Raw genomic sequence first — 18,811 nt, 5'->3', positions numbered from 1 at the left:
GCTATGATCAATTTAGGGGGGTCTTGTCCTGCAGTGCAACGGCGCGCTTGCAAAGGCGCGGACCCCAGGCAAAGATCGACAGCCGCTGCTGGAGAGACAACGAGGATGACCGAGACCATGCAGTCCACGCCTGCGGAACTGGCCGAACGTTCGCGCGAGCTGGCTGCGGCGCAAGGCTTGTCCGATGGCGCACTCGGGTCCGTTCTGCTTGCCCTGGTCGAGCGCCTGGAGGCGCCGTTCGCGATCAAGGACATTGCCAGCGGCCGCTACGTGCACGTCAGCCCGCGCATGGCCGCGCTGTACGGGCGTTCGGTCGAAGAGCTGCTGGGCCACACCGATGCCGACCTGCTGGGCCCCGAGATCTCGGGGCCGCTGCGCACCGGCGATCAGGCCGCGCTGGCGCAATCGCTTCCGCACACCATCGAGCATCGCCTCGAGCGCGACCGCCAGCGGCGCGACTTCAACGTCACCCGCATCGCGCTGCCGACTGCCGATGGCGGACCGCCGCGTCACCTGTGCAGCGTCTGGGTCGAGACCACCCTGACGCTTCAGCGCGAGGCCCAGCTCGGCAAGGCGCTGCAGCAGCTGGAGCAGCAGCAGATCGCCAGCGAGGCGCTGCGCCGCGAGACCCAGGACCAGGCACTGCGCGACAACGTGACCGGCCTGTACCAGCGCATCCACTTCGAGGACCAGCTTCGCCGCGAAGTCGATCTCTCCTCGCGGGAGCATCGCGAGTTCGCGCTGGTGTCCATCGCCCTTGACCCGCTGCCCGATGCCGTGCGCTCGTACGGCGAGGCGGCCCGCACGCGCGTGCTGGAGGCGCTGGGCCGGCTGCTGCGCGGCAACACGCGGGCGATGGACGCGTCGTGCCGCCTCGACGAGGACCACTTCGCGATCCTGCTGTCGGGCGTGGGGCTCGCGACCGCGCATTCGCGCATGGAGGGCCTGCGGCGCCAATGCGCCACGCAGATCGTGGTGCTCGACGGCCGCGACCTCGGCTTCACGGTGTCCATGGGCGTCGCCAGCTTTCCGCACACGGCGCACACGCAGGAAGAGCTGATGCAGGCCGCCGACGTGGCGCTGGCCGAGGCTCAGCGCCGCGGCGGCAATCACGTCACGCTCGCGAGCATCCGCTTCGACGCGATGTAGTGCGCTGCGGTCAGACGGCCCTGGACAGCATGTACGCGGCCAGCGCGTAAAGCATCATCGCGAACACCCGCTTCAACTGCTGCACGTTCATCGCGTGCGCCACCTTGGCGCCCAGCGGCGCGAACAGCACGCTGCTGGTGGCGATGACCGCCAGCGCGGGCAGCCAGAGATAGCCCAGGGCGCCCGGCAGCGGGCTCGACACCGACCAGCCGCCGATCACGTAGCCCAGCGTATTGGCCAGCGCAATCGGAAAGCCCAAGGCGGCGCTTGTCGCCACGGCGTTGTGCATGGCGACGTTGCACCAGGTCATGAAAGGCACCGAGATGAAGCCGCCGCCGGCGCCGACCAGCCCCGAGATGAAGCCGATCACGCCGCCCGCGGCAAAGCGGCCGGCAGGGCCCGGCATCTGGCGGCCGGCATGCGACTTCTTGGCCCGCAGCATCTGCGTGGCCGAGAAGGCGACGAACAGCGCGAAGACCAGCGCCAGCGTGGTCCCCTTGAGAAGCGCGAACACGCCGGCACCGGAGACGAGCCCGCCGGCGACGATGCCGGGCGCCAGCGTCTTGACGATGTCCCAGCGCACTGCGCCACGCTTGTGATGCGCACGCACGCTGGACAGCGACGTGAACAGGATGGTGGCCATCGAGGTCGCGATCGCCATCTTGACCGACAGTGACGCCGGCACGCCGTGGGCCGACAGGATGAGCGTCATGAACGGCACCATGAGCATGCCGCCGCCGATGCCCAGCAGCCCGGCCAGGAAACCGGTGAAGCAGCCGAGCAGGAGAAGTTCGAGGATCAGCAGCCAGTCGAGACCGAGGATCATTCGGTCCCCAGCAACCTCAGCAACTCATCCCATTCTTCCGGCGTGACCGGCGTGATCGACAGGCGGTTGCCCCTGCGCAGCACCTGCATGCTCGCGATCGAAGGGGTGTTGCGCATCTCGGCCAGCGGCATCACGCGCGTCTTGCGCACGAGCTTGACGTCGACCAGGTACCAGCGCGGCTTGTCGTGCTTGGACTTCTCGTCGTAGTAGGGACTGGCGGGATCGAATTGCGTCTCGTCGGGATACGGCTCGCTGGCCACCTCGGCAAGGCCATAGATGCCGGGCACCGCGCACGACGAGTGATAGAAGAGGACGCCGTCACCGATGCGCATGTCGTTGCGCATGAAGTTGCGCGCCTGCCAGCCGCGCACGCCGATCCACGGCACCGTTTGTGAAGGCGCGCGCACGACGTCGTCGATCGAGCACTCCTCGGGCTCGCTCTTCATCAGCCAATAGGCCATCGAAGCTGTTGGAATCGAAGCAGGGGAAAGCGGGGTGTCCGTCGCGAGCCGTGAGCCGCATTCCTGAACCCAGGGGGTATCAGGTGGGCGAGGTCAACCGGGCTTCGGGTTCATCTGACGCGAGACGATCACGCCCGCCGGGCATTTTCCAAGCCCTTGCTCACAGGAGCATCGGTTCAAGGAAATATAAGACTCACGCGAACGCAACGGACCGATTCATTCTACGCGCGCGGTGCGCGTCGTCACAGCAATTGACCGTCGGCACCAAGGGCTTGATCGACGCGCCTGATCAGCGCATCGATGTCCGTGCTACCGCTGGACACATCCGTGCCCGCGCGCGCAGGCAGCGGACGTTCGGCGAGGGCATAGGCCAAATTCAACGCGGCGAGCACGGCGATGCGTTCGCGAGCCTTGACTTTTCCGGCATCGCGTATGGCGCTCATCTCGCGATCGACGTTGCCCACCGCTTCGAGCAGCGACTGCTCGCCGCCTTCGGGGCAGCCGAGGATGTAGCTCTGTCCCATGATGGTCACTTCCATCTGCTTCATCGCGGGTCCGTGCTGTCCGACGTGGTGGTGAGGGGCTTGTCCGCGGGCAGCCTCTCGAGCAGCGCATCGATGCGCGTGCGCGCCGCGTTCAGCCGTGAACGCAGGCTGTCTCGCTCGTGGGTGACCGCGGCCAGTTGCTGTTCGAGCAGCGCGTTCGTGCGCTTGATCTCCTCATGCCGAAGCAGCAGTCGCTCGACCCGCTCGGCAAGTTCTTCGATCTTCGACATGGCGCGCTGATCCGTGTCCGGGGAAGGTTTTCATTGTAGGTGGTGCTTACAATGCCGATCGTTGGTGCCCGTGCCGGATGTTCATTCCGGCACAGTTAAACGGGAAGCAGGCGAGACCGTGTTGCGGTCCCGAAACTGCGCTGCCCCCGCAACGGTACGGCGGACGAAGAAGGAACCGGTCGAGTTCGCACTTCCGCTCTTGTGCACAAGCCACTGGAGACTCGTCTCTGGGAAGGTCGCAAGGGTCGCTCCGCCAGCCCGGATACCGGCCAACAGGCGGTGCGCGGCGTCGGGCCTTGCACCATGTGGCCCGAGCCCGCGGGGAAGCTGGCGAGGGCGTCCCCCGTTCCTTTCCCATCATGAAGAACTTCGTCTTCCGCGCGCGGCCGCTGTGTCTCGCCGCGGCCTCCTGCGCGCTTGTCTCGCAGACTTCCTCGGCGCTGGCGCAAGTGCCGGCATTCGAACTGGAACCGGTGACCGTCACCGGCAGCGGCGCGCCCCGCTCGCTCGGCAGCGAGATCGCTGCGACCAGCGTTCTCACGCGCGGCGACATCGAGCGCGCCGGCGCCCGCGACGCCGTGTCGGTGCTCAATCTGCTGGGCACCGGGCTGGTCGAGCAGCAAGGCGGCACCGGCACGCTGGCATCGGTGCGCATCCGCGGCGCGGACACACGCGACACGCTGGTGCTGGTCGATGGTGTTCCGCTCACCGACCTGACCAGCGGCCAGGCGCTGATCCAGCAGATCCCTGCCGACATCATCGAGCGTGTGGAAGTCGTGCGCGGCAATCTGTCCGCGCTCTACGGCGCGAACGCCACCGGCGGCGTGGTCCAGATCTTCACGCGGCGCGGCTCTGCCGGCGGATTCACGCCGCAGGTGTCGGCCGGCATCGGCAGCCGCAACACCCGATCGCTGGCTGCCAGCGTCGGCGCGGGCAGCCAGACCTGGGGCTTGCGCGTGGGCGCCGGCACCGAGCGCACCGACGGTTTCAGCGCCGGCAACACCGTTAACGCAAACCCGGACAACGACGGCAACAAGCGCCGCTACGCCACGGTGGCCGCCGATGCGCAGCTGGCGGCAGGACACAGCCTCGGTCTGGACCTGCGGCAGATCGATGGCACCGTCCGGTACGACTCGCCGCAGTTCGGCATGCCCACCGATACGCATGAGGAGCACATGGTGCAGACCGGCGCGGCGCTGCGCGGCAGCCACGCGCTGTCCAAGGAGTGGACCCTCGGCTGGCGCGTCGGCGACTCGCGGGACAAGCGCACGAACACCGAGGTCAGCCAGTTCGGCGGCGTGCGGCACAACATGACGCGCAACGCCCTGCGGGTCGTCGAGCTCGCCGGCGCGGTGGCAAAGGGCCTCGTGGCGCGCGCCGCAGTGGAGCGGCTGGAGCAGTCGACGGACAGCGCATTGCACAGTCGACAGCGGCGCGATACCGACGTGCTGCGCTCGGGCATCAACTACGACGCCGAATGGGGATCTCTGCAAGCCAATCTGCGGCGCGACAAGACATCCGACTTCGGCGACGCGACGACATGGCTGCTCGGCGGCAGCTTCAACCTGGTCAGTGGGCTGAGCCTGATCGGCAGTGCGTCCACCAGCTTCACGCCCCCCACGTTCGATTTCCTCTTCTTCGACTGCGGCAGCTTTCCTTGCAGCAACCCCGACCTGCGGCCGGAGAAGGCCCGCAACATCGAAGCTGGCTTGCAATGGCAGGACGAGCGAACGCTGCTGCGGGCCACGCTGTTCGGCGCGCGCTACAGGGACAAGATCGCCAACGACGCCAACTTCGTCCCGCAGAACATCGGGCGTGCGAAGAACCAGGGGCTGGAACTCTCGGCGCGCCATGCCCTCGGCCCGTGGACCTTGCTGGCCGAGGCGACGTTCCAGGATCCGAAGGATGTCGACAAGGACGAGCGGCTGCTGCGCCGCACGCGCCAGCAGGTCGCGCTTCGCGCCGACTACCAGCAGGCGCGCTGGCACGCCGGTGCCGGCCTGCGCACCATCGGCGACCGGCGCGACACCACGGCCACGCTCGGCTCGTACTCCATCGTCGATGCATCCGCTCACTGGATCCTGACCAACGATTGGACGCTGTCCGCGGTGGTCGACAATCTGTTCGACCGGCACTATCAACCGACGATCGGCTACAACGGCCGCCCGCGCACCGTGTTCGTCGGTGTGAGCTGGTCGCCCAAGCGCTGATGCCGATGCCCGCCGCACGTCGCTCCTCCGCCGTGGTCTGGACCCTGCTGCCCGCAGCCGGTCTGGCGGTGCTGGTCGGGCTGGCAGCGGGCAGCTCCGGGTTCGGCTTCGCGGCCTCGGACATCGTCTGGCAGATCCGCGCCCCGCGCGTGCTGGCCGGCTTCGGTGCCGGTGCCGCGCTGGCGCTGGCCGGCGCGCTGATGCAGCTGCTCACCCGCAATGCGTTGGCCGATCCCTACGTGCTCGGCGTGTCCAGCGGCGCCTCGGTGGGCGCGCTGTCCGCGATGCTGGTCGGCGGCGCGGCGGGGGCGGAGTGGGGGATTGCCGCCGGCGCCGCGATCGGTGCATTCGCCGCGACAGCACTGCTGCTCGCGCTGTCCTGGCGCGTGCTGGCGCGCTCGGGCATCTCCGGCGCGCAGGAGGCGCCCGTGTCGCTGTTGCTGATCGGCGTGATGATCGGCGCGGCCGGCTCGGCCGTCGTCACGCTGCTGCTCACCTTCGCGCCGGAGGCGCAGCTGCGCGGCATGGTGTTCTGGCTGCTGGGCGACCTGAACGGCGCGACGCACTGGAGCGCGGTCTGGGCGGCTCTGCTCGTCACGCTGCTGGCCACCTGGCCCTGGGCCCATCAGCTCGACTGGCTGGCGCGCGGCGATGCGTGGGCGGCGACGCTCGGCGTGCCGGTGGTGAGGCGCCGGCGGCAGGTGCTGATCGCCTCTGCGCTGGCCACGGGCGGCGCGGTGGCCGCGGCCGGCGCAGTCGGCTTCGTAGGGCTGGTCGCTCCGCATGCTCTTCGGCTGATCGGCGTCCGCCAGGCGGCGTGGCTGCTGCCGGCCAGCGCCCTGGCCGGCGGCAGCTTCGTCGTGCTGGCCGATGCGGCGGCGCGGACCGCCGTCGCGCCCGTGCAGCTGCCGGTGGGCGTCATCGCCGCGATGGTCGGCGTTCCGTCCTTTCTCGCACTTCTGCTGCGGGGCCCGAGAGGTGGTCCGCGATGAGCGAAGCGCTGCGCTTCGACGTGGAGGGCCTGGCGCTACGCGCAGGCGGCCGCGAACGCGGCCGCCTGCTGTTCGAGAATCTGCGCTTTGGCGTGCGTGCCGGTGAGCGCTGGGTCGTGCTGGGGCCCAACGGCGCCGGCAAGTCGTCGCTGCTCGCCGCGATGGCCGGCGTGTTTCCCAGCGATGCGGGCCGCGTGCTGCTGCAAGGATGTCCGCTGGCCCAGTGGCGACCCGAGGCGCTGGCCGATTGGCGCGCCTGGTGCCCGCAGTTCTGGCTCGACCCCTTCCCGGCGACGGTGGCCGAGACGGCCGCCATCGCGCGGCGCCGCGGTGCCTGGTGGCGGACCAACGGCGACGACGACGCCGAGATCGATCGTGTGCTCGCCGAGCTGGATCTGGCCGTGCTGAGCCAGGCCGACGTGCGGGAGCTCTCCGGCGGCGAGCGCCAGCGCGTGGCGGTTGCGACCGCGCTGCTGCAAGGCGCGCCCCTGGTGCTGCTGGACGAGCCGGCCTCGCACCTGGACCTCGCCCACCAGCAGCTCCTGCGCGGCGTTCTGATGCGCTGGTCGGCGCGGGATGGCGCGGCCGTGGCCAGCATGCACGACATCAATCTGGCATGGGACATGGCGACGCACGCCGTGCTGCTGGACGGCCGCGGCGCGGCAGTGGCGGGCAGCCGCGAGGAGGTGATGACACCCGCGCTCCTGTCGAGCGCGTTCGACGTCGCAGTCGACCGGGTCGAGGTCTGCGGCCAGACGCGCTTCTGGGTCGGACAGAAGGAGCCGGTGCCATGAGGTGGCTGGCGGCGATCGTGCTGTGCATCGCCCTGGCTGCCCGGGCGGCGACGCATGTCGACGACGCCGGCCGCGTGGTCGACCTGCCGTCCGTCCCGCAGCGTGTCATCACGCTCGCGCCGAACCTGACGGAGTTCGTCTACGCCGCAGGAGCGGGCGACACGCTGGTCGGCACGATGGACACCAGCAACTACCCCGAGGCGGCCAAGCGGGTGACGCGCATCGGCGACTACCAGCGGCTCGACGTGGAGCGCATCCTGTCGCTGAGGCCTGAGCTGATCCTGGTCTGGCACCACGGCAACCAGGGTCGCGAGCTGGGCCAGCTCGAGGCGGCGGGGCTGCGGCTGTTCTATCTCGAACCCAAGCGCATCGATGACGTGCCGCGCGCCTTGTCGCGGGTGGGGGCGCTGCTCGGTCGCGAAGGACAGGCGCGGCAGCAAGCCACCGCACTGCAACGCGACCTCGATGCCCTGCGCGAGCGACACGCAGCCTCCTCGCCGGTATCGGTGTTCTTCCAGGTGTGGTCGCAGCCGCTGATGACGCTCAATGGCCAGCACCTCACCAGCGACATCCTTGCGCTTTGCGGAGGTCGCAACGTCTTCGCGAGCCTGCCCGCGCTGGCGCCGCAGGTGTCGCTGGAGTCGGTGGTGGCCGCGGATCCGGAAGTTCTGCTCACCGCACGCGAGTCGGCCGACGAGGGCCTGGCCTGGCGGCGCGAGCCCAAGCGCCAAGCGTTCGCGACGTGGCAGGCATTTCCCCGGCTCACCGCGGTGCGGCGTGGCTGGATGTACTCGGTGCCGGGTGATCTCATCACGCGACAGGGGCCCCGCATCGTCGACGGCGTTCGGGCCGTGTGCGCGGCGCTGGACGAAGTGCGTCGCGAACGCGGACGGTAGTTGCTTGGGACCCCGCCCGCTGTCGGGAGGAAGCGCGCAGCTCTATTCGTCCGTCTTGCCGACGTCGAGGGGCATCGGCATGGTCATCAGGCGATTGGGCGTGCTCGGCTCCCACAATGCGCCGGGCGTCGTGTCGATCTGGGCGGTGATGGCGTGCATCAGCGTGAGGCTGGCGCGCGATGCCATCTGTCGCAGCATCTTGAGCTGCTGCGGCGTCCAGCCCATGGTGGCGCTGCGCTGCTCGCAACTGAAGCTGCCGTACAGCACGCCGTTGACCGAGAACGCGACATCGAGCAGCGACTGCACGCCTTGCAGCTCGAAGTAGCCGGCCAGGAAAGGCAGCGTCGCCGGATGACTGCGGCAATCCGGCGCGACGACGCAGCCCTCCCGCAGCAGGGTGTCGAAATAGGCGTCGCTGTCGTGGCCGGTCATGTCCGGCACGCGCACCAGCTCGCCACGAACCGCGTCGAACATCGCCATGCTGCGCAGCGCAGCGCCTTCGGGCGAATTGATCATCATGCGAACGGCCGCACGCTCGCAGCCGATCTCCTCGGCCATCTGCCGAGTCAGCTGCTCCAGGAATTGGACACGGTCGATTTCACCTCGGTCCAGGAGGCCGCAAATACGCTGCACTGCCGTCAAGTCGGGCATGAGCGCATTGTGGTCGGCGGGCGCGCCTGCCGATACTGCAAACCTTTGCAGGTCATGCGATTTCGTTGGCTTGTTCACGCATCGGCGAGCGCCTCGCGCTGTCGAGGCGGCTTTCCGATGAACAGCGGCCGCGAATCGCAGAAGTGGGCCACGGCGCACTCTTCGCACAACGGGCGGCGTGCCAGGCACACGTAGCGCCCGTGCAGGATCAGCCAATGGTGAGCGTCCGGCAGGTAAGCCGTCGGAACCCGCTCGAGCAGCTTCAACTCGACTTCCAGCGGGGTTTCGCCGGGGGCGAGCCCTGTGCGGTTGCTGACGCGAAAGACATGCGTATCCACCGCCATGGTGGGTTCGCCGAAGGCGACATTGAGCACGACGTTGGCCGTCTTGCGTCCGACGCCCGGCAGCGCCTCCAGCGCCTCGCGGGTGCGCGGCACGGCGCCGTCATGCTGTTCGACAAGGATCCGGCTCGTCTCGTGAAGATTGCGTGCCTTGTTGCGGTAAAGGCCGATCGACTTGATGTATTGAGTGATGGCCTCCACGCCGAGTGCATGCATGCGTGCCGGCGTGTTGGCAACCGCGAACAAATGTCGCGTGGCCTTGTTGACGCCGGCGTCGGTGGCCTGCGCCGACAGCAGCACGGCGGCCAGCAGCTCGAACACATTGCTGTATTCGAGCTCGCTGGCCGGTTGCGGATTGGCGGCCTTCAGGACCGCGAAAAAGGGCTCGATCTGCGAGGTCTTCATCGACCTCGATTGTGAAGCAGCCCGGCGTGCAGGCCTTCAGCGCACCGTGGCCTCGGCGGCGGTCTGCGCCGCCAGCACGGCGTCGGCCGACGGCAGCGAAGGATCGGACGCCGGGGTCGCGGCGGCCACTGCCTGCATCGCGGAGTCGGCGGAGGTCTTCGGCGCCGGCGGGTTCGGCGGCTTCTTGGGCTCGCACCCCGCCAAGGCAATCGCGCCGATCGCTGCAGCCCAGAGCATGCGTTTCATGCCGATCTCCAAAGCTGTCGCGCCGGAAGCGGGCCGGCGCACCCGTCTTCGTCAACCCGTCCTAGTACCGTGTCGGCAGGCCGCGGATCTCGCGCCGCGCTTCGTCTTCGCGCGCCCCCCAGGCCTTGTGCGTCCTCGTCTGGGCCTGCGGACGCTCCCCGCCGTCGCGATCGCTGTCCGACCATCGGCCCGAGGCTTTGCGCGCGCGTCCCTTCATCTGCTTCCAGTGGCCCCCAATCCGATCACGGTTCATCGCAGCTCCTTGCGGATGCCCGCGGCGAAAGCCGCGCGGCACACTGCCACAAGACTAGAGGTTGCTGCTGCGCACCACCGGTCGGAGCCCGCCGAAACGCCTGTAGGAGGCGGCCGACACGACGACGACCGGCACGTTCACGGTGGCCCTGACGAATTTCATCGAGCGGACTTGCGCTCGCGTGAGCGCGCAAGCGCGGCTTCGATGACGGCGCGCTTGTGATCGAGCGCCTGCGGATCGGTGAGCCTGGACGTGCCGGGCAGGTCCTCGAGCGCGGCTTGCGCCTTCGCCGCCAGGCGCTCTTCGCTTTCGACCTGATCGCGCTCGAGCCTCATGCGGTGAAACGCGTAGCGGCCGCGCGCCGCCGCGGCGTCTTTTTCGCTCCACGCGTCCCAGCCGGTGCGCGTGCCCGTCACGCCGACGAGCGAGATGCAGTCGACGGGGCAGACGGGGATGCACAGCTCGCAGCCGGTGCATTGCTCGTCGATCACGGTGTGCATCTGCTTCGGGCCGCCCACGATGCAGTCGACGGGGCAAGCCTTCAGGCAGAGCGTGCAGCCTATGCACCAGGCCTCGTCGATGACGGCGAGCTGGCGGGGGCCTTCAAATCCGTTGGCAGGATTGAGCGGGGCGACAGGGCGGCCCGTCAGGCGTGCCAGCCGGACGATGCCCTGCGCGCCGCCCGGGGGGCACTGATTGATGGCGGCGCCGTCTTCGGCGATCGCCTGGGCATATGCACGGCAGTCCGGAAAGCCGCAGCGCGTGCATTGAGTCTGCGGCAGCGCGGCGTCGATGGCTTCGGCAAGGCGGGCGGTGGGCGTCACCGCCCGATTATGGCTACGCTCCCGCGTTGGCCTTGCGGCGCGCCGATCCGTTGCGGCTGTTGCGCCGGCCACCTGCGCCGACGTCGTCCTGGTGGGCGGCGATGAAGCTGCGCACCTGCAGGTACACCGCCTCACGCCAGCGGCGCCCGGAGAAGATGCCGTAGTGGCCGGCGCCTTCGACGTCGTAGTGGAACTGCCGCTCCTTCGGAATGCCGGTGCACAGCTCGTGCGCCGCCTTGGTCTGGCCGGCGCCGGAGATGTCGTCGAGCTCGCCTTCGATGGTCAGCAGAGCGGATGTGGTGATGTCCTGCGGACGGACCAGCTGGCCATTGACCTCCCAGGTGCCGTTGACCAGCGCGAAGTCCTGGAAGACTACCTTGATGGTGTCGAGGTAGTACTCGGCCGGCATGTCGAGCACTGCGTTGTACTCGTCGTAGAACTTGCGGTGGGCATCGGCGCTCTCGTCGTCGCCGCGCACCAGGTCGAGGAAGTAGTCGTAGTGCGAGCTCAGGTGGCGATCCGGGTTCATCGCGACGAAGCCGGTGTGCTGCAGGAAACCGGGGTAGACGCGACGGCCTGCGCCGGGATAGTTGACCGGCACACGATAGATGACGTTGTGCTCGAACCACTCGTGACTCTTGTTCATCGCCAGGTTGTTGACGGCGGTCGGCGAGCGGCGCGCATCGATCGGGCCGCCCATCATGGTCATGGTGCGCGGTGTGGGCTCGTCGTTGCTCGCCATCAGCGAGATCGCGGCCAGCACGGGCACGGTCGGTTGGCACACCGAGATGACGTTGACTTCGGGGCCGACGTGGCGGATGAACTCCTGCACGTAGGCGACGTAGTCGTCGAGATGGAAGGGACCCGCCTCCACCGGCACCATGCGTGCATCGGTCCAGTCGGTGATGTAGACCTTGTGGTCCTGCAGAAGGGAGCGCACGGTGTCGCGCAGCAGCGTGGCGTGATGGCCCGACAGCGGCGCGATGATCAGCACAGTGGGCTGGTCCTTCATCAACGTCAGCATCGGCAGGTTGTCGGTGAAGCGCTTGAAGCGAAGCAGCCGGCAGAACGGCTTGTTGATCGCCACCTGCTCCTGCACCGCCACATCGACGCCGCCGACGTTGACCGAGGTGATGTTGAACTCCGGCTTCTCGTACTCCTTGGACAGCCGGTGCATCAGGTCGAGGCCCGCCGATACGCGGTGCGCCATCGGCGTGTGGGTGAACGGCGAGAGCGGATGGTTGTACAGCTTGGACGACGCACTCGCGAATTCCGCGAAGGGGCTCAGCAGCGCACGCTGAGCTTCATAGAGCTGGTACAGCATCGACGTTCCTTTTTTCGAGTCGGATCAGGCACGTGGACGTGCTTGCAAAACCCTTCGAGTATCGAGGCAAAGCAGGCTTCGCCAGGTAAGCAGAAACCACGGCCTTGTGCGTTGCAGCATTCTAGGTTTTTCGGGTCATCTTGCGGGGTTTGGGCGCCCTTGCAATGCTCGAAAAGAGGGCGGTTGACGCGGTGTCTCGCGACGGCCGGCGGCCGCAGACTGCGGCCCGGCTCGCAAACGCCGGCCCGGATCCAGGCCGGGCGGTGCGTTCGGACGATGTGCGATCTGCGATCAGAGCACTTTCGCGATGGCGCTGACCACGGCATCGATGTTCTTGCTGTTCAGCGCCGCGACGCAGATGCGTCCGGAGTCCACGCCGTAGATGCCGAACTCGTTGCGCAGCCGGTGCATTTGCTCCTTGCCGAGACCCGAATAGCTGAACATGCCCTTTTGCTGCGTGATGAAGCTCATGTCGCGAGCCGCGCCGGCGGCCTTGAGTTTGTCCTGCAGGGCGCTGCGCATCTGCTTGATGCGCAGGCGCATGCCGGCGAGCTCCTCCTCCCAGAGCGCGCGCAGCGCCGGGGTGGTGAGCACGGTGGCGACCACTTGCGCGCCGTGAGTGGGCGGATTGGAGTAGTTGGTGCGAATGACGCGCTTGAGCTGGCTCAGCACACGATCGGCCTCGTCCTTCGACTCGCAGACGACGCTCAGCGCACCCACGCGCTCGCCGTATAGAGAGAAGCTCTTGGAGAAGCTGGTCGAGACGAAGAAGTCGATCCCGGCGGCAAGGAACATCGCCACCACCGCGCCGTCTTCCGCAATGCCTTCCCCGAAGCCCTGGTAGGCCATGTCGAGGAATGGCACGAGGCCCCGCGACTTGAGGGCAGCGATGACCTGCTGCCACTGCGCCGGCGTGATGTCGTAGCCCGTGGGGTTGTGGCAGCACGCATGCAGCACGACGATGCTGCCGATCGCAGCAACGTTCAGCGCGCCCAGCATCCCGTCGAAGTCGACGCCCTGGCGCGCGGCGTCGTAGTACGGATAGCTCTCGACCACGAAACCCGCACCTTCGAACAGCGCCCGGTGGTTCTCCCAGCTCGGGTCGCTGATGAGGACCCTCGCGGCGGGATTGACGCGCTTCAGGAAGTCGGCGCCGACCTTCAGCCCGCCAGTCCCGCCGACCGCCTGTACGGTGGCGATGCGGCCGCCCTTGACGGCCTGGCTGTCGGCCCCAAATACGAGGCCTTGCACCGCCTTGTCGTACGCCGCGATGCCGTCGATGGGCAGGTAGCCGCGCGCCTTGGGTGCCTCGACCATCTGCCGTTCCGCCTGGGCCACGCACTTCAGCAGCGGCAGCTTGCCGTCTTCGTCGTAGTAGACCCCGACGCCGAGGTTCACCTTGGCCGGATTCGGATCGGCGTTGAACTGCTCATTGAGGCCGAGGATGGGGTCCCGGGGCGCCATTTCGACGGCGGCGAACAACGAAGCCATGTCAGTCCTTGGAAGTGTGTGGGTTGACGCGCAATGTCAGTAGAGCGGGGTGGTGATTTGGGCTACGCTCGTCGATTGCCCTGGGTTCGCCCGCTACGGGGAAACCCCCGGATTTTACGTGGACCTCATCAATGGCCGATCTATCCGCAGTGACGACCGACGCGCACGTCGAGCCGAAAGGAGAGCTCATCAGCTTTCCCGGTTCGCCTTTCCAGCTCTTCCAGCCATATGCGCCGGCAGGTGACCAGCCCACGGCGATCGAGCAGCTCGTCGACGGCATCGAGGACGGCCTGAGCTTCCAGACCTTGCTGGGCGTCACCGGCTCGGGCAAGACCTTCACGATGGCCAACGTCATCGCGCGTCTGGGCCGTCCGGCAATCGTCTTCGCGCCCAACAAGACGCTGGCCGCGCAGCTCTACAGCGAGTTCCGTGAGTTCTTCCCGAAGAACGCGGTCGAGTACTTCGTCAGCTACTACGACTACTACCAACCCGAGGCCTACGTTCCGCAACGCGACTTGTTCATCGAGAAGGACAGCTCGATCAACGAGCACATCGAGCAGATGCGGCTGTCGGCGACCAAGAGCATCCTCGAGCGGCGCGACGTGATCATCGTCGCGACTGTCAGTGCGATCTACGGCATCGGCAAGCCGGAGGACTACACGCAGATGCGGCTCATCGCGCGCGTCGGCGACAAGGTCGGTCAGCGCGACCTGATCGCGCAGCTGATCCGCATGCAGTACACGCGCAACGAGACGGACTTCGCGCGCGGCACCTTCCGCGTTCGCGGCGACACGATCGACGTGTTTCCCGCGGAGCACTCCGAGCTGGCGGTGCGCTTCGAGCTCTTCGACGACGAGATCGAGTCGCTGGCGCTACTGGATCCTCTCACCGGCCGGATACGGCAGAAGGTGCCGCGCTTCGTCGTCTACCCGTCGAGCCACTATGTGACGCCCCGCGAGCAGGTGCTCAACGCGATCGAGGGCATCAAGGAGGAGCTTCGCTGGCGGCTCGACGAGCTGGTCAAGGCGGGCAAGCTGGTGGAGGCGCAACGGCTGGAGCAGCGCACTCGCTTCGACCTCGAGATGCTGCAGGAGGTCGGTCACTGCAAGGGCATCGAGAACTACACGCGGCACCTGTCGGGCGCCAAGCCGGGCGACCCGCCGCCGACGCTGGTCGACTACCTGCCGCGCGACGCGCTGATGTTCCTCGACGAGAGCCACGTGCTGATCGGCCAGCTGGGCGGCATGTTCAACGGCGACCGTGCCCGCAAGACAACGCTGGTCGAATACGGCTTCCGGCTTCCGAGCGCGCTCGACAACCGCCCGCTGAAGTTCGAGGAGTTCGAACGCAAGATGCGCCAGGCGGTGTTCGTGTCGGCCACGCCGGCCGCCTATGAACAGCAGAACACCGGCCAGGTCGTCGAACAGCTGGTGCGTCCGACGGGCTTGGTCGATCCCACCGTCGAGGTGCGACCGGCGACCCACCAGGTCGACGACGTGCTGCAGGAGATCCGCGAGCGGGTGCAGAAGAACGAGCGCGTGCTGATTACCACACTGACCAAGCGCATGGCGGAACAGCTCACCGACTACCTGGCCGACAACGGCGTCAAGGTTCGCTACCTGCACAGCGACATCGACACAGTGGAGCGTGTCGAGATCATTCGCGATTTGCGGCTCGGCAGCTTCGACGTGCTGGTGGGCATCAACCTCCTGCGCGAGGGGCTCGACATTCCGGAGGTGTCGCTGGTCGCCATCCTCGACGCCGACAAGGAGGGCTTCCTGCGCGCCGAACGCTCGCTGATCCAGACCATCGGTCGCGCGGCGCGCAACATCAACGGCAGGGCCATCCTGTATGCGGACAGGATCACCGATTCGATGCGGCGGGCGCTCGACGAGACCGAGCGCCGCCGCGCCAGGCAGGTCACCCACAACGAGGCGATGGGCATCACGCCGCGCAGCATCAGCAAGCTGGTCAAGGAGATGATCGACGGCGTGTATTCCGAGAAGTCGGGCAAGGACGACCTCAAGAGGGCGCACGATGCCGCTGAGGTGGAAGCCTTGTCGGAGAAGGATCTCGGCAAGCGCATCAAGATGCTGGAGCGGCAGATGCTGGAGCACGCCCGCAACCTCGAGTTCGAGAAGGCCGCTCGCGTTCGGGACCAGCTCGCCTTGCTGCGCGAGCAGGCCTTCGGCGCGCCCGGTGGCGACCACATCCCTCCCACTTCGACGGGGTCCGGCACGTGACGCGGCCACGCAAGGTGTTGATGGTCTGCATGGGGAACATCTGCCGTTCCCCGACAGCCGAGGGAGTGCTTCGCTACAAGCTGCGTCAGGCCGGGCTGCATGAGCTGGTGATCGTCGATTCGGCGGGTACGCATGCGTACCACGTCGGCGAGCCGCCGGACCCGCGATCGATCAAGCATGCCAAGCGGCGGGGTTACGACCTTGGCGGCCTGCGGGCCCGTCGTGTCGGCGACGGCGACTTCGAGACTTTCGACCTCATCCTGGCGATGGACTGGGACAACTACGCCCTCCTGGAAGAGCAGTGTCCGGCCCCGCACCGCGCCAAGCTCCGTCGGCTGAGCGAATTCGCCCGCCGCCACGACAGCCCGGTGGTCCCGGATCCGTACTACAGCGGTGCGGAAGGGTTCGAGCGCGTGCTCGACCTGATCGAGGACGCCTGCGAGGGCCTGGTCGATCACCTGAAGGCCAACTGAGACGAGCGCGCTGCGCCGCAGCAAGTCTCGGGAACTTCGGCAGCCGAATGCCGACCAAAAAACTCGGCTTCAGGTATACTCGACAAATCCACTCGGAATAAAGCAAGGGTTTCCCAGAAAGGGTAATCCCGGTCCTGCGGTGAGTCGGCATTGGGAGCCGCCAGACAAGTCGTTCGTTTCGTTGCGCCGCAAGGCTTCAGGAGAGATTCAATGCGTTTAACCACCAAAGGCCGTTTCGCCGTCACTGCAATGATCGATCTGGCTCTGCGCGAGCACTCCGGTCCAGTGGCTTTGGCTGCCATCTCTGCTCGGCAGCAGATTTCCCTGTCCTATCTCGAACAGCTGTTCGGCAAGCTGCGTCGCCATGAGCTGGTCGAGAGCACGCGCGGCCCCGGCGGCGGCTATTCGCTGGGCCGTAAGTCCGAGGAGATCACCGTCGCCGACATCATCGTCGCCGTCGACGAGCCGATCGATGCCACCGGTTGCGGCGGCAAGGAAAACTGCATGGGCGAGGACACCGGCCGCTGCATGACGCACGACCTGTGGGCCAGCCTCAACACGAAGATGATCGAGTACCTCGACTCGATCTCTCTCAAGTCACTGGTCGACGAGCAGCTCGCGAAGGGCGTGTCGATCGAGGAGCACCCGGTCAAGCGGGCGATCTCGACGCAGCCGGTGGTCAAGCCCATCAAGGTGACCGCACCCAACTCCGTCTTTGCGCTCGGCAACGCCTTTTCGAAGTAGCAGTTTGACCCCGGCGGCGCCGTGGCGCCGCCGCATTGAGCACACTCGCCCCCCATGGACATGACCCCGCACTTCCCCATCTACATGGACTATGGCGCGACCACGCCGGTGGACCAGCGCGTCGTCGACAAGATGATCCCGTGGCTGCGCGAGCACTTCGGCAATCCCGCCTCACGCAGTCATGCATGGGGCTGGGAAGCCGAAGCGGCGGTGGAGGGCGCACGGGAGGAAGTCGCCCAGCTGGTCGGAGCCGACCCGCGCGAAATCATCTGGACCTCGGGTGCGACCGAGTCCAACAACCTGGCGCTGAAGGGCGCCGCGCAGTTCTACAAGACGCGCGGCAAGCATCTGATCACCGTGAAGACCGAGCACAAGGCAGTGCTCGACACGATGCGCGAGCTGGAGCGCCAGGGCTTCGAGGTCACCTACCTGCCGGTGCAGGAAGACGGCCTGCTCGACCTGAACCTGCTCAAAGACACGATGCGTCCCGACACCATCCTGGTGTCGGTGATGTTCGTGAACAACGAAATCGGCGTCATCCAGGACATTCCGGCGATAGGGGCCATGTGCCGCGAGCGCGGAATCATCTTCCATGTCGATGCGGCGCAGGCCACCGGCAAGGTCGATATCGACCTTGCCAAGCTGCCCGTCGACCTGATGAGCCTGGCATCGCACAAGACCTATGGCCCCAAGGGCATAGGCGCGCTCTACGTGCGGCGCAAGCCGCGCGTGCGCATCGAGGCGCAGATGCACGGCGGCGGGCACGAGCGCGGCATGCGTTCGGGCACGCTGCCCACGCACCAGATCGTCGGGATGGGCGAGGCCTTCCGCCTGGCCCGCCTCGAAATGGGCGAGGAGCAGGAACGCATTCACATGCTGCATCGGCGGCTGATCGACGGCCTCGCCGACATCGAGCAGACCTTCCTCAACGGACATCCCGAGAAGCGCGTGCCCCACAACGTGAACATGTCGTTCAACTATGTGGAAGGCGAGTCGTTGATCATGGGGATCAAGGGCATCGCGGTGTCATCGGGATCCGCCTGCACCTCGGCGAGCCTGGAGCCGAGCTACGTGCTTCGCGCGCTCGGCCGCAGCGACGAGCTGGCGCACTCGTCGCTGCGCATGACGATCGGGCGCTTCACGACGATCGAGGAGATCGACTACACGGTGGCCACGCTGAAGGATCGCGTGGCCAAACTGAGAGAACTGTCGCCGCTGTGGGAGATGTACAAGGACGGCGTCGACATCAGCGCGATCCAGTGGACCGCGCACTGAAGGAAGTTGTTGGAGAACTGACATGGCATACAGCGACAAGGTCGTGGACCACTACGAAAACCCCCGCAACGTCGGCTCGTTCGCCAAGGGCGACGATACGGTTGGCACCGGCATGGTCGGTGCTCCGGCCTGCGGCGACGTGATGAAGTTGCAGATCAAGGTGAACCCGCGCACCGGAAAGATCGAGGACGCGAAGTTCAAGACTTATGGCTGCGGATCGGCCATCGCCTCGAGCTCGCTCGTGACCGAGTGGGTGAAGGGCAAGTCGCTCGACGAGGCGCTCACCATCAAGAACACGCACATCGCCGAAGAGCTGGCGCTGCCGCCGGTGAAGATCCATTGCTCGATCCTTGCCGAGGACGCGATCAAGGCCGCCGTACAGGACTACAAGGCCAAGACGGCCAGTGGCGCCGAAACCGAAGCGAAGGCGGCCTGATC

General features: G+C 67.1%; 21 protein-coding genes and 1 riboswitch. Of the genes, 10 read left to right on the top strand and 11 right to left on the bottom strand.

Annotation, left to right across the window (positions count from 1 at the left end; genetic code table 11):
* Positions 1-105: 105 nt before the first annotated feature.
* On the top strand, positions 106-1,149 hold the full coding sequence (locus P7V53_RS17280; RefSeq protein ID WP_280150681.1) for a GGDEF domain-containing protein: 1,044 nt from the start codon (positions 106-108) through the stop codon (positions 1,147-1,149).
* Positions 1,150-1,159: 10 nt separating this feature from the next.
* On the opposite strand, the gene P7V53_RS17275 is transcribed toward P7V53_RS17280, so the two are convergent.
* The 4 genes from P7V53_RS17275 to P7V53_RS17260 all read right to left on the bottom strand — a co-directional run bounded on the left by P7V53_RS17275 (position 1,160) and on the right by P7V53_RS17260 (position 3,211).
* Positions 1,160-1,975, bottom strand: a complete 816-nt coding sequence (locus P7V53_RS17275) for a sulfite exporter TauE/SafE family protein (protein ID WP_280150680.1) — start codon at positions 1,973-1,975, stop codon at positions 1,160-1,162.
* Positions 1,972-2,436, bottom strand: coding sequence for an EVE domain-containing protein (locus P7V53_RS17270; RefSeq protein ID WP_280150679.1), 465 nt, complete (start codon positions 2,434-2,436; stop codon positions 1,972-1,974). The genes P7V53_RS17275 and P7V53_RS17270 overlap by 4 nt, the downstream gene beginning before the upstream one ends.
* A gap of 242 nt (positions 2,437-2,678) precedes the next feature.
* Complete coding sequence (locus P7V53_RS17265) at positions 2,679-2,984, bottom strand: cell division protein ZapA (protein ID WP_280150678.1); 306 nt, start codon at positions 2,982-2,984, stop codon at positions 2,679-2,681.
* Positions 2,981-3,211 (bottom strand): DUF904 domain-containing protein, encoded by a 231-nt coding sequence (locus tag P7V53_RS17260; protein WP_280150676.1) that lies wholly within the window; start codon positions 3,209-3,211, stop codon positions 2,981-2,983. Before P7V53_RS17260 ends, P7V53_RS17265 begins: the two co-directional genes overlap by 4 nt.
* 45 nt (positions 3,212-3,256) lie before the next feature.
* A riboswitch (cobalamin riboswitch) is annotated at positions 3,257-3,500 on the top strand.
* A 70-nt stretch (positions 3,501-3,570) separates the two neighbouring features.
* Between P7V53_RS17260 and P7V53_RS17255 the strand changes: the two genes are divergently transcribed.
* Genes P7V53_RS17255 through P7V53_RS17240 form a run of 4 tightly spaced genes read left to right on the top strand, consistent with a single transcriptional unit; the run spans position 3,571 to position 8,103 of the window.
* A complete protein-coding gene (locus P7V53_RS17255; RefSeq protein WP_280150675.1) occupies positions 3,571-5,421 on the top strand; it encodes a TonB-dependent receptor in 1,851 nt (616 codons plus the stop codon).
* Positions 5,422-5,426: 5 nt separating this feature from the next.
* The gene (locus P7V53_RS17250; RefSeq protein ID WP_280150673.1) at positions 5,427-6,413 is read left to right on the top strand and encodes an iron ABC transporter permease; all 987 of its coding nucleotides are present in this window, start codon (positions 5,427-5,429) and stop codon (positions 6,411-6,413) included.
* Positions 6,410-7,207, top strand: a complete 798-nt coding sequence (locus P7V53_RS17245; RefSeq protein WP_280150671.1) for an ABC transporter ATP-binding protein — start codon at positions 6,410-6,412, stop codon at positions 7,205-7,207. Before P7V53_RS17250 ends, P7V53_RS17245 begins: the two co-directional genes overlap by 4 nt.
* Positions 7,204-8,103, top strand: a complete 900-nt coding sequence (locus P7V53_RS17240) for a cobalamin-binding protein (protein ID WP_280150670.1) — start codon at positions 7,204-7,206, stop codon at positions 8,101-8,103. The genes P7V53_RS17245 and P7V53_RS17240 overlap by 4 nt, the downstream gene beginning before the upstream one ends.
* Before the next feature lie 42 nt (positions 8,104-8,145).
* Here the strand turns inward: P7V53_RS17240 and P7V53_RS17235 are convergent, their stop codons facing one another.
* The 7 genes from P7V53_RS17235 to P7V53_RS17205 all read right to left on the bottom strand — a co-directional run bounded on the left by P7V53_RS17235 (position 8,146) and on the right by P7V53_RS17205 (position 13,638).
* Positions 8,146-8,754, bottom strand: coding sequence for a GAF domain-containing protein (locus P7V53_RS17235; RefSeq protein ID WP_280150669.1), 609 nt, complete (start codon positions 8,752-8,754; stop codon positions 8,146-8,148).
* A gap of 74 nt (positions 8,755-8,828) precedes the next feature.
* Entirely contained in the window at positions 8,829-9,500 is a 672-nt protein-coding gene (gene nth / locus P7V53_RS17230; RefSeq protein WP_280150667.1) for an endonuclease III, read from the bottom strand.
* A 36-nt stretch (positions 9,501-9,536) separates the two neighbouring features.
* Positions 9,537-9,746, bottom strand: coding sequence for a hypothetical protein (locus tag P7V53_RS17225; protein ID WP_280150665.1), 210 nt, complete (start codon positions 9,744-9,746; stop codon positions 9,537-9,539).
* Positions 9,747-9,807: 61 nt separating this feature from the next.
* Entirely contained in the window at positions 9,808-9,999 is a 192-nt protein-coding gene (locus P7V53_RS17220; RefSeq protein WP_280150663.1) for a hypothetical protein, read from the bottom strand.
* A gap of 158 nt (positions 10,000-10,157) precedes the next feature.
* Positions 10,158-10,823 (bottom strand): electron transport complex subunit RsxB, encoded by a 666-nt coding sequence (gene rsxB / locus P7V53_RS17215; protein ID WP_280150662.1) that lies wholly within the window; start codon positions 10,821-10,823, stop codon positions 10,158-10,160.
* A gap of 13 nt (positions 10,824-10,836) precedes the next feature.
* Positions 10,837-12,147 (bottom strand): polyhydroxyalkanoate depolymerase, encoded by a 1,311-nt coding sequence (gene phaZ / locus P7V53_RS17210; protein WP_280150661.1) that lies wholly within the window; start codon positions 12,145-12,147, stop codon positions 10,837-10,839.
* A gap of 291 nt (positions 12,148-12,438) precedes the next feature.
* Complete coding sequence (locus P7V53_RS17205; RefSeq protein ID WP_280150659.1) at positions 12,439-13,638, bottom strand: amino acid aminotransferase; 1,200 nt, start codon at positions 13,636-13,638, stop codon at positions 12,439-12,441.
* 131 nt (positions 13,639-13,769) lie between these two features.
* Between P7V53_RS17205 and uvrB the strand changes: the two genes are divergently transcribed.
* From uvrB to iscU, 5 genes are all read left to right on the top strand, one after another.
* Complete coding sequence (gene uvrB, locus P7V53_RS17200; RefSeq protein WP_280150658.1) at positions 13,770-15,881, top strand: excinuclease ABC subunit UvrB; 2,112 nt, start codon at positions 13,770-13,772, stop codon at positions 15,879-15,881.
* A 20-nt stretch (positions 15,882-15,901) separates the two neighbouring features.
* Positions 15,902-16,354 carry a low molecular weight protein-tyrosine-phosphatase gene (locus P7V53_RS17195; RefSeq protein WP_280156543.1) on the top strand — a complete coding sequence of 151 codons (453 nt, stop codon included), beginning with the start codon at positions 15,902-15,904 and terminating at the stop codon, positions 16,352-16,354.
* A 210-nt stretch (positions 16,355-16,564) separates the two neighbouring features.
* Positions 16,565-17,098 (top strand): Fe-S cluster assembly transcriptional regulator IscR, encoded by a 534-nt coding sequence (gene iscR, locus P7V53_RS17190; protein WP_280150657.1) that lies wholly within the window; start codon positions 16,565-16,567, stop codon positions 17,096-17,098.
* Between the two features lie 54 nt (positions 17,099-17,152).
* Entirely contained in the window at positions 17,153-18,373 is a 1,221-nt protein-coding gene (locus tag P7V53_RS17185; RefSeq protein WP_280150656.1) for an IscS subfamily cysteine desulfurase, read from the top strand.
* Between the two features lie 22 nt (positions 18,374-18,395).
* Positions 18,396-18,809, top strand: a complete 414-nt coding sequence (gene iscU / locus P7V53_RS17180) for a Fe-S cluster assembly scaffold IscU (protein WP_280150655.1) — start codon at positions 18,396-18,398, stop codon at positions 18,807-18,809.
* Positions 18,810-18,811: the final 2 nt, after the last annotated feature.

Origin of the sequence: Piscinibacter sp. XHJ-5 (assembly GCF_029855045.1) — a bacterium.
GTDB lineage: Bacteria > Pseudomonadota > Gammaproteobacteria > Burkholderiales > Burkholderiaceae_C > Albitalea.
This window is presented reverse-complemented; position numbering and strand designations above follow the sequence as displayed.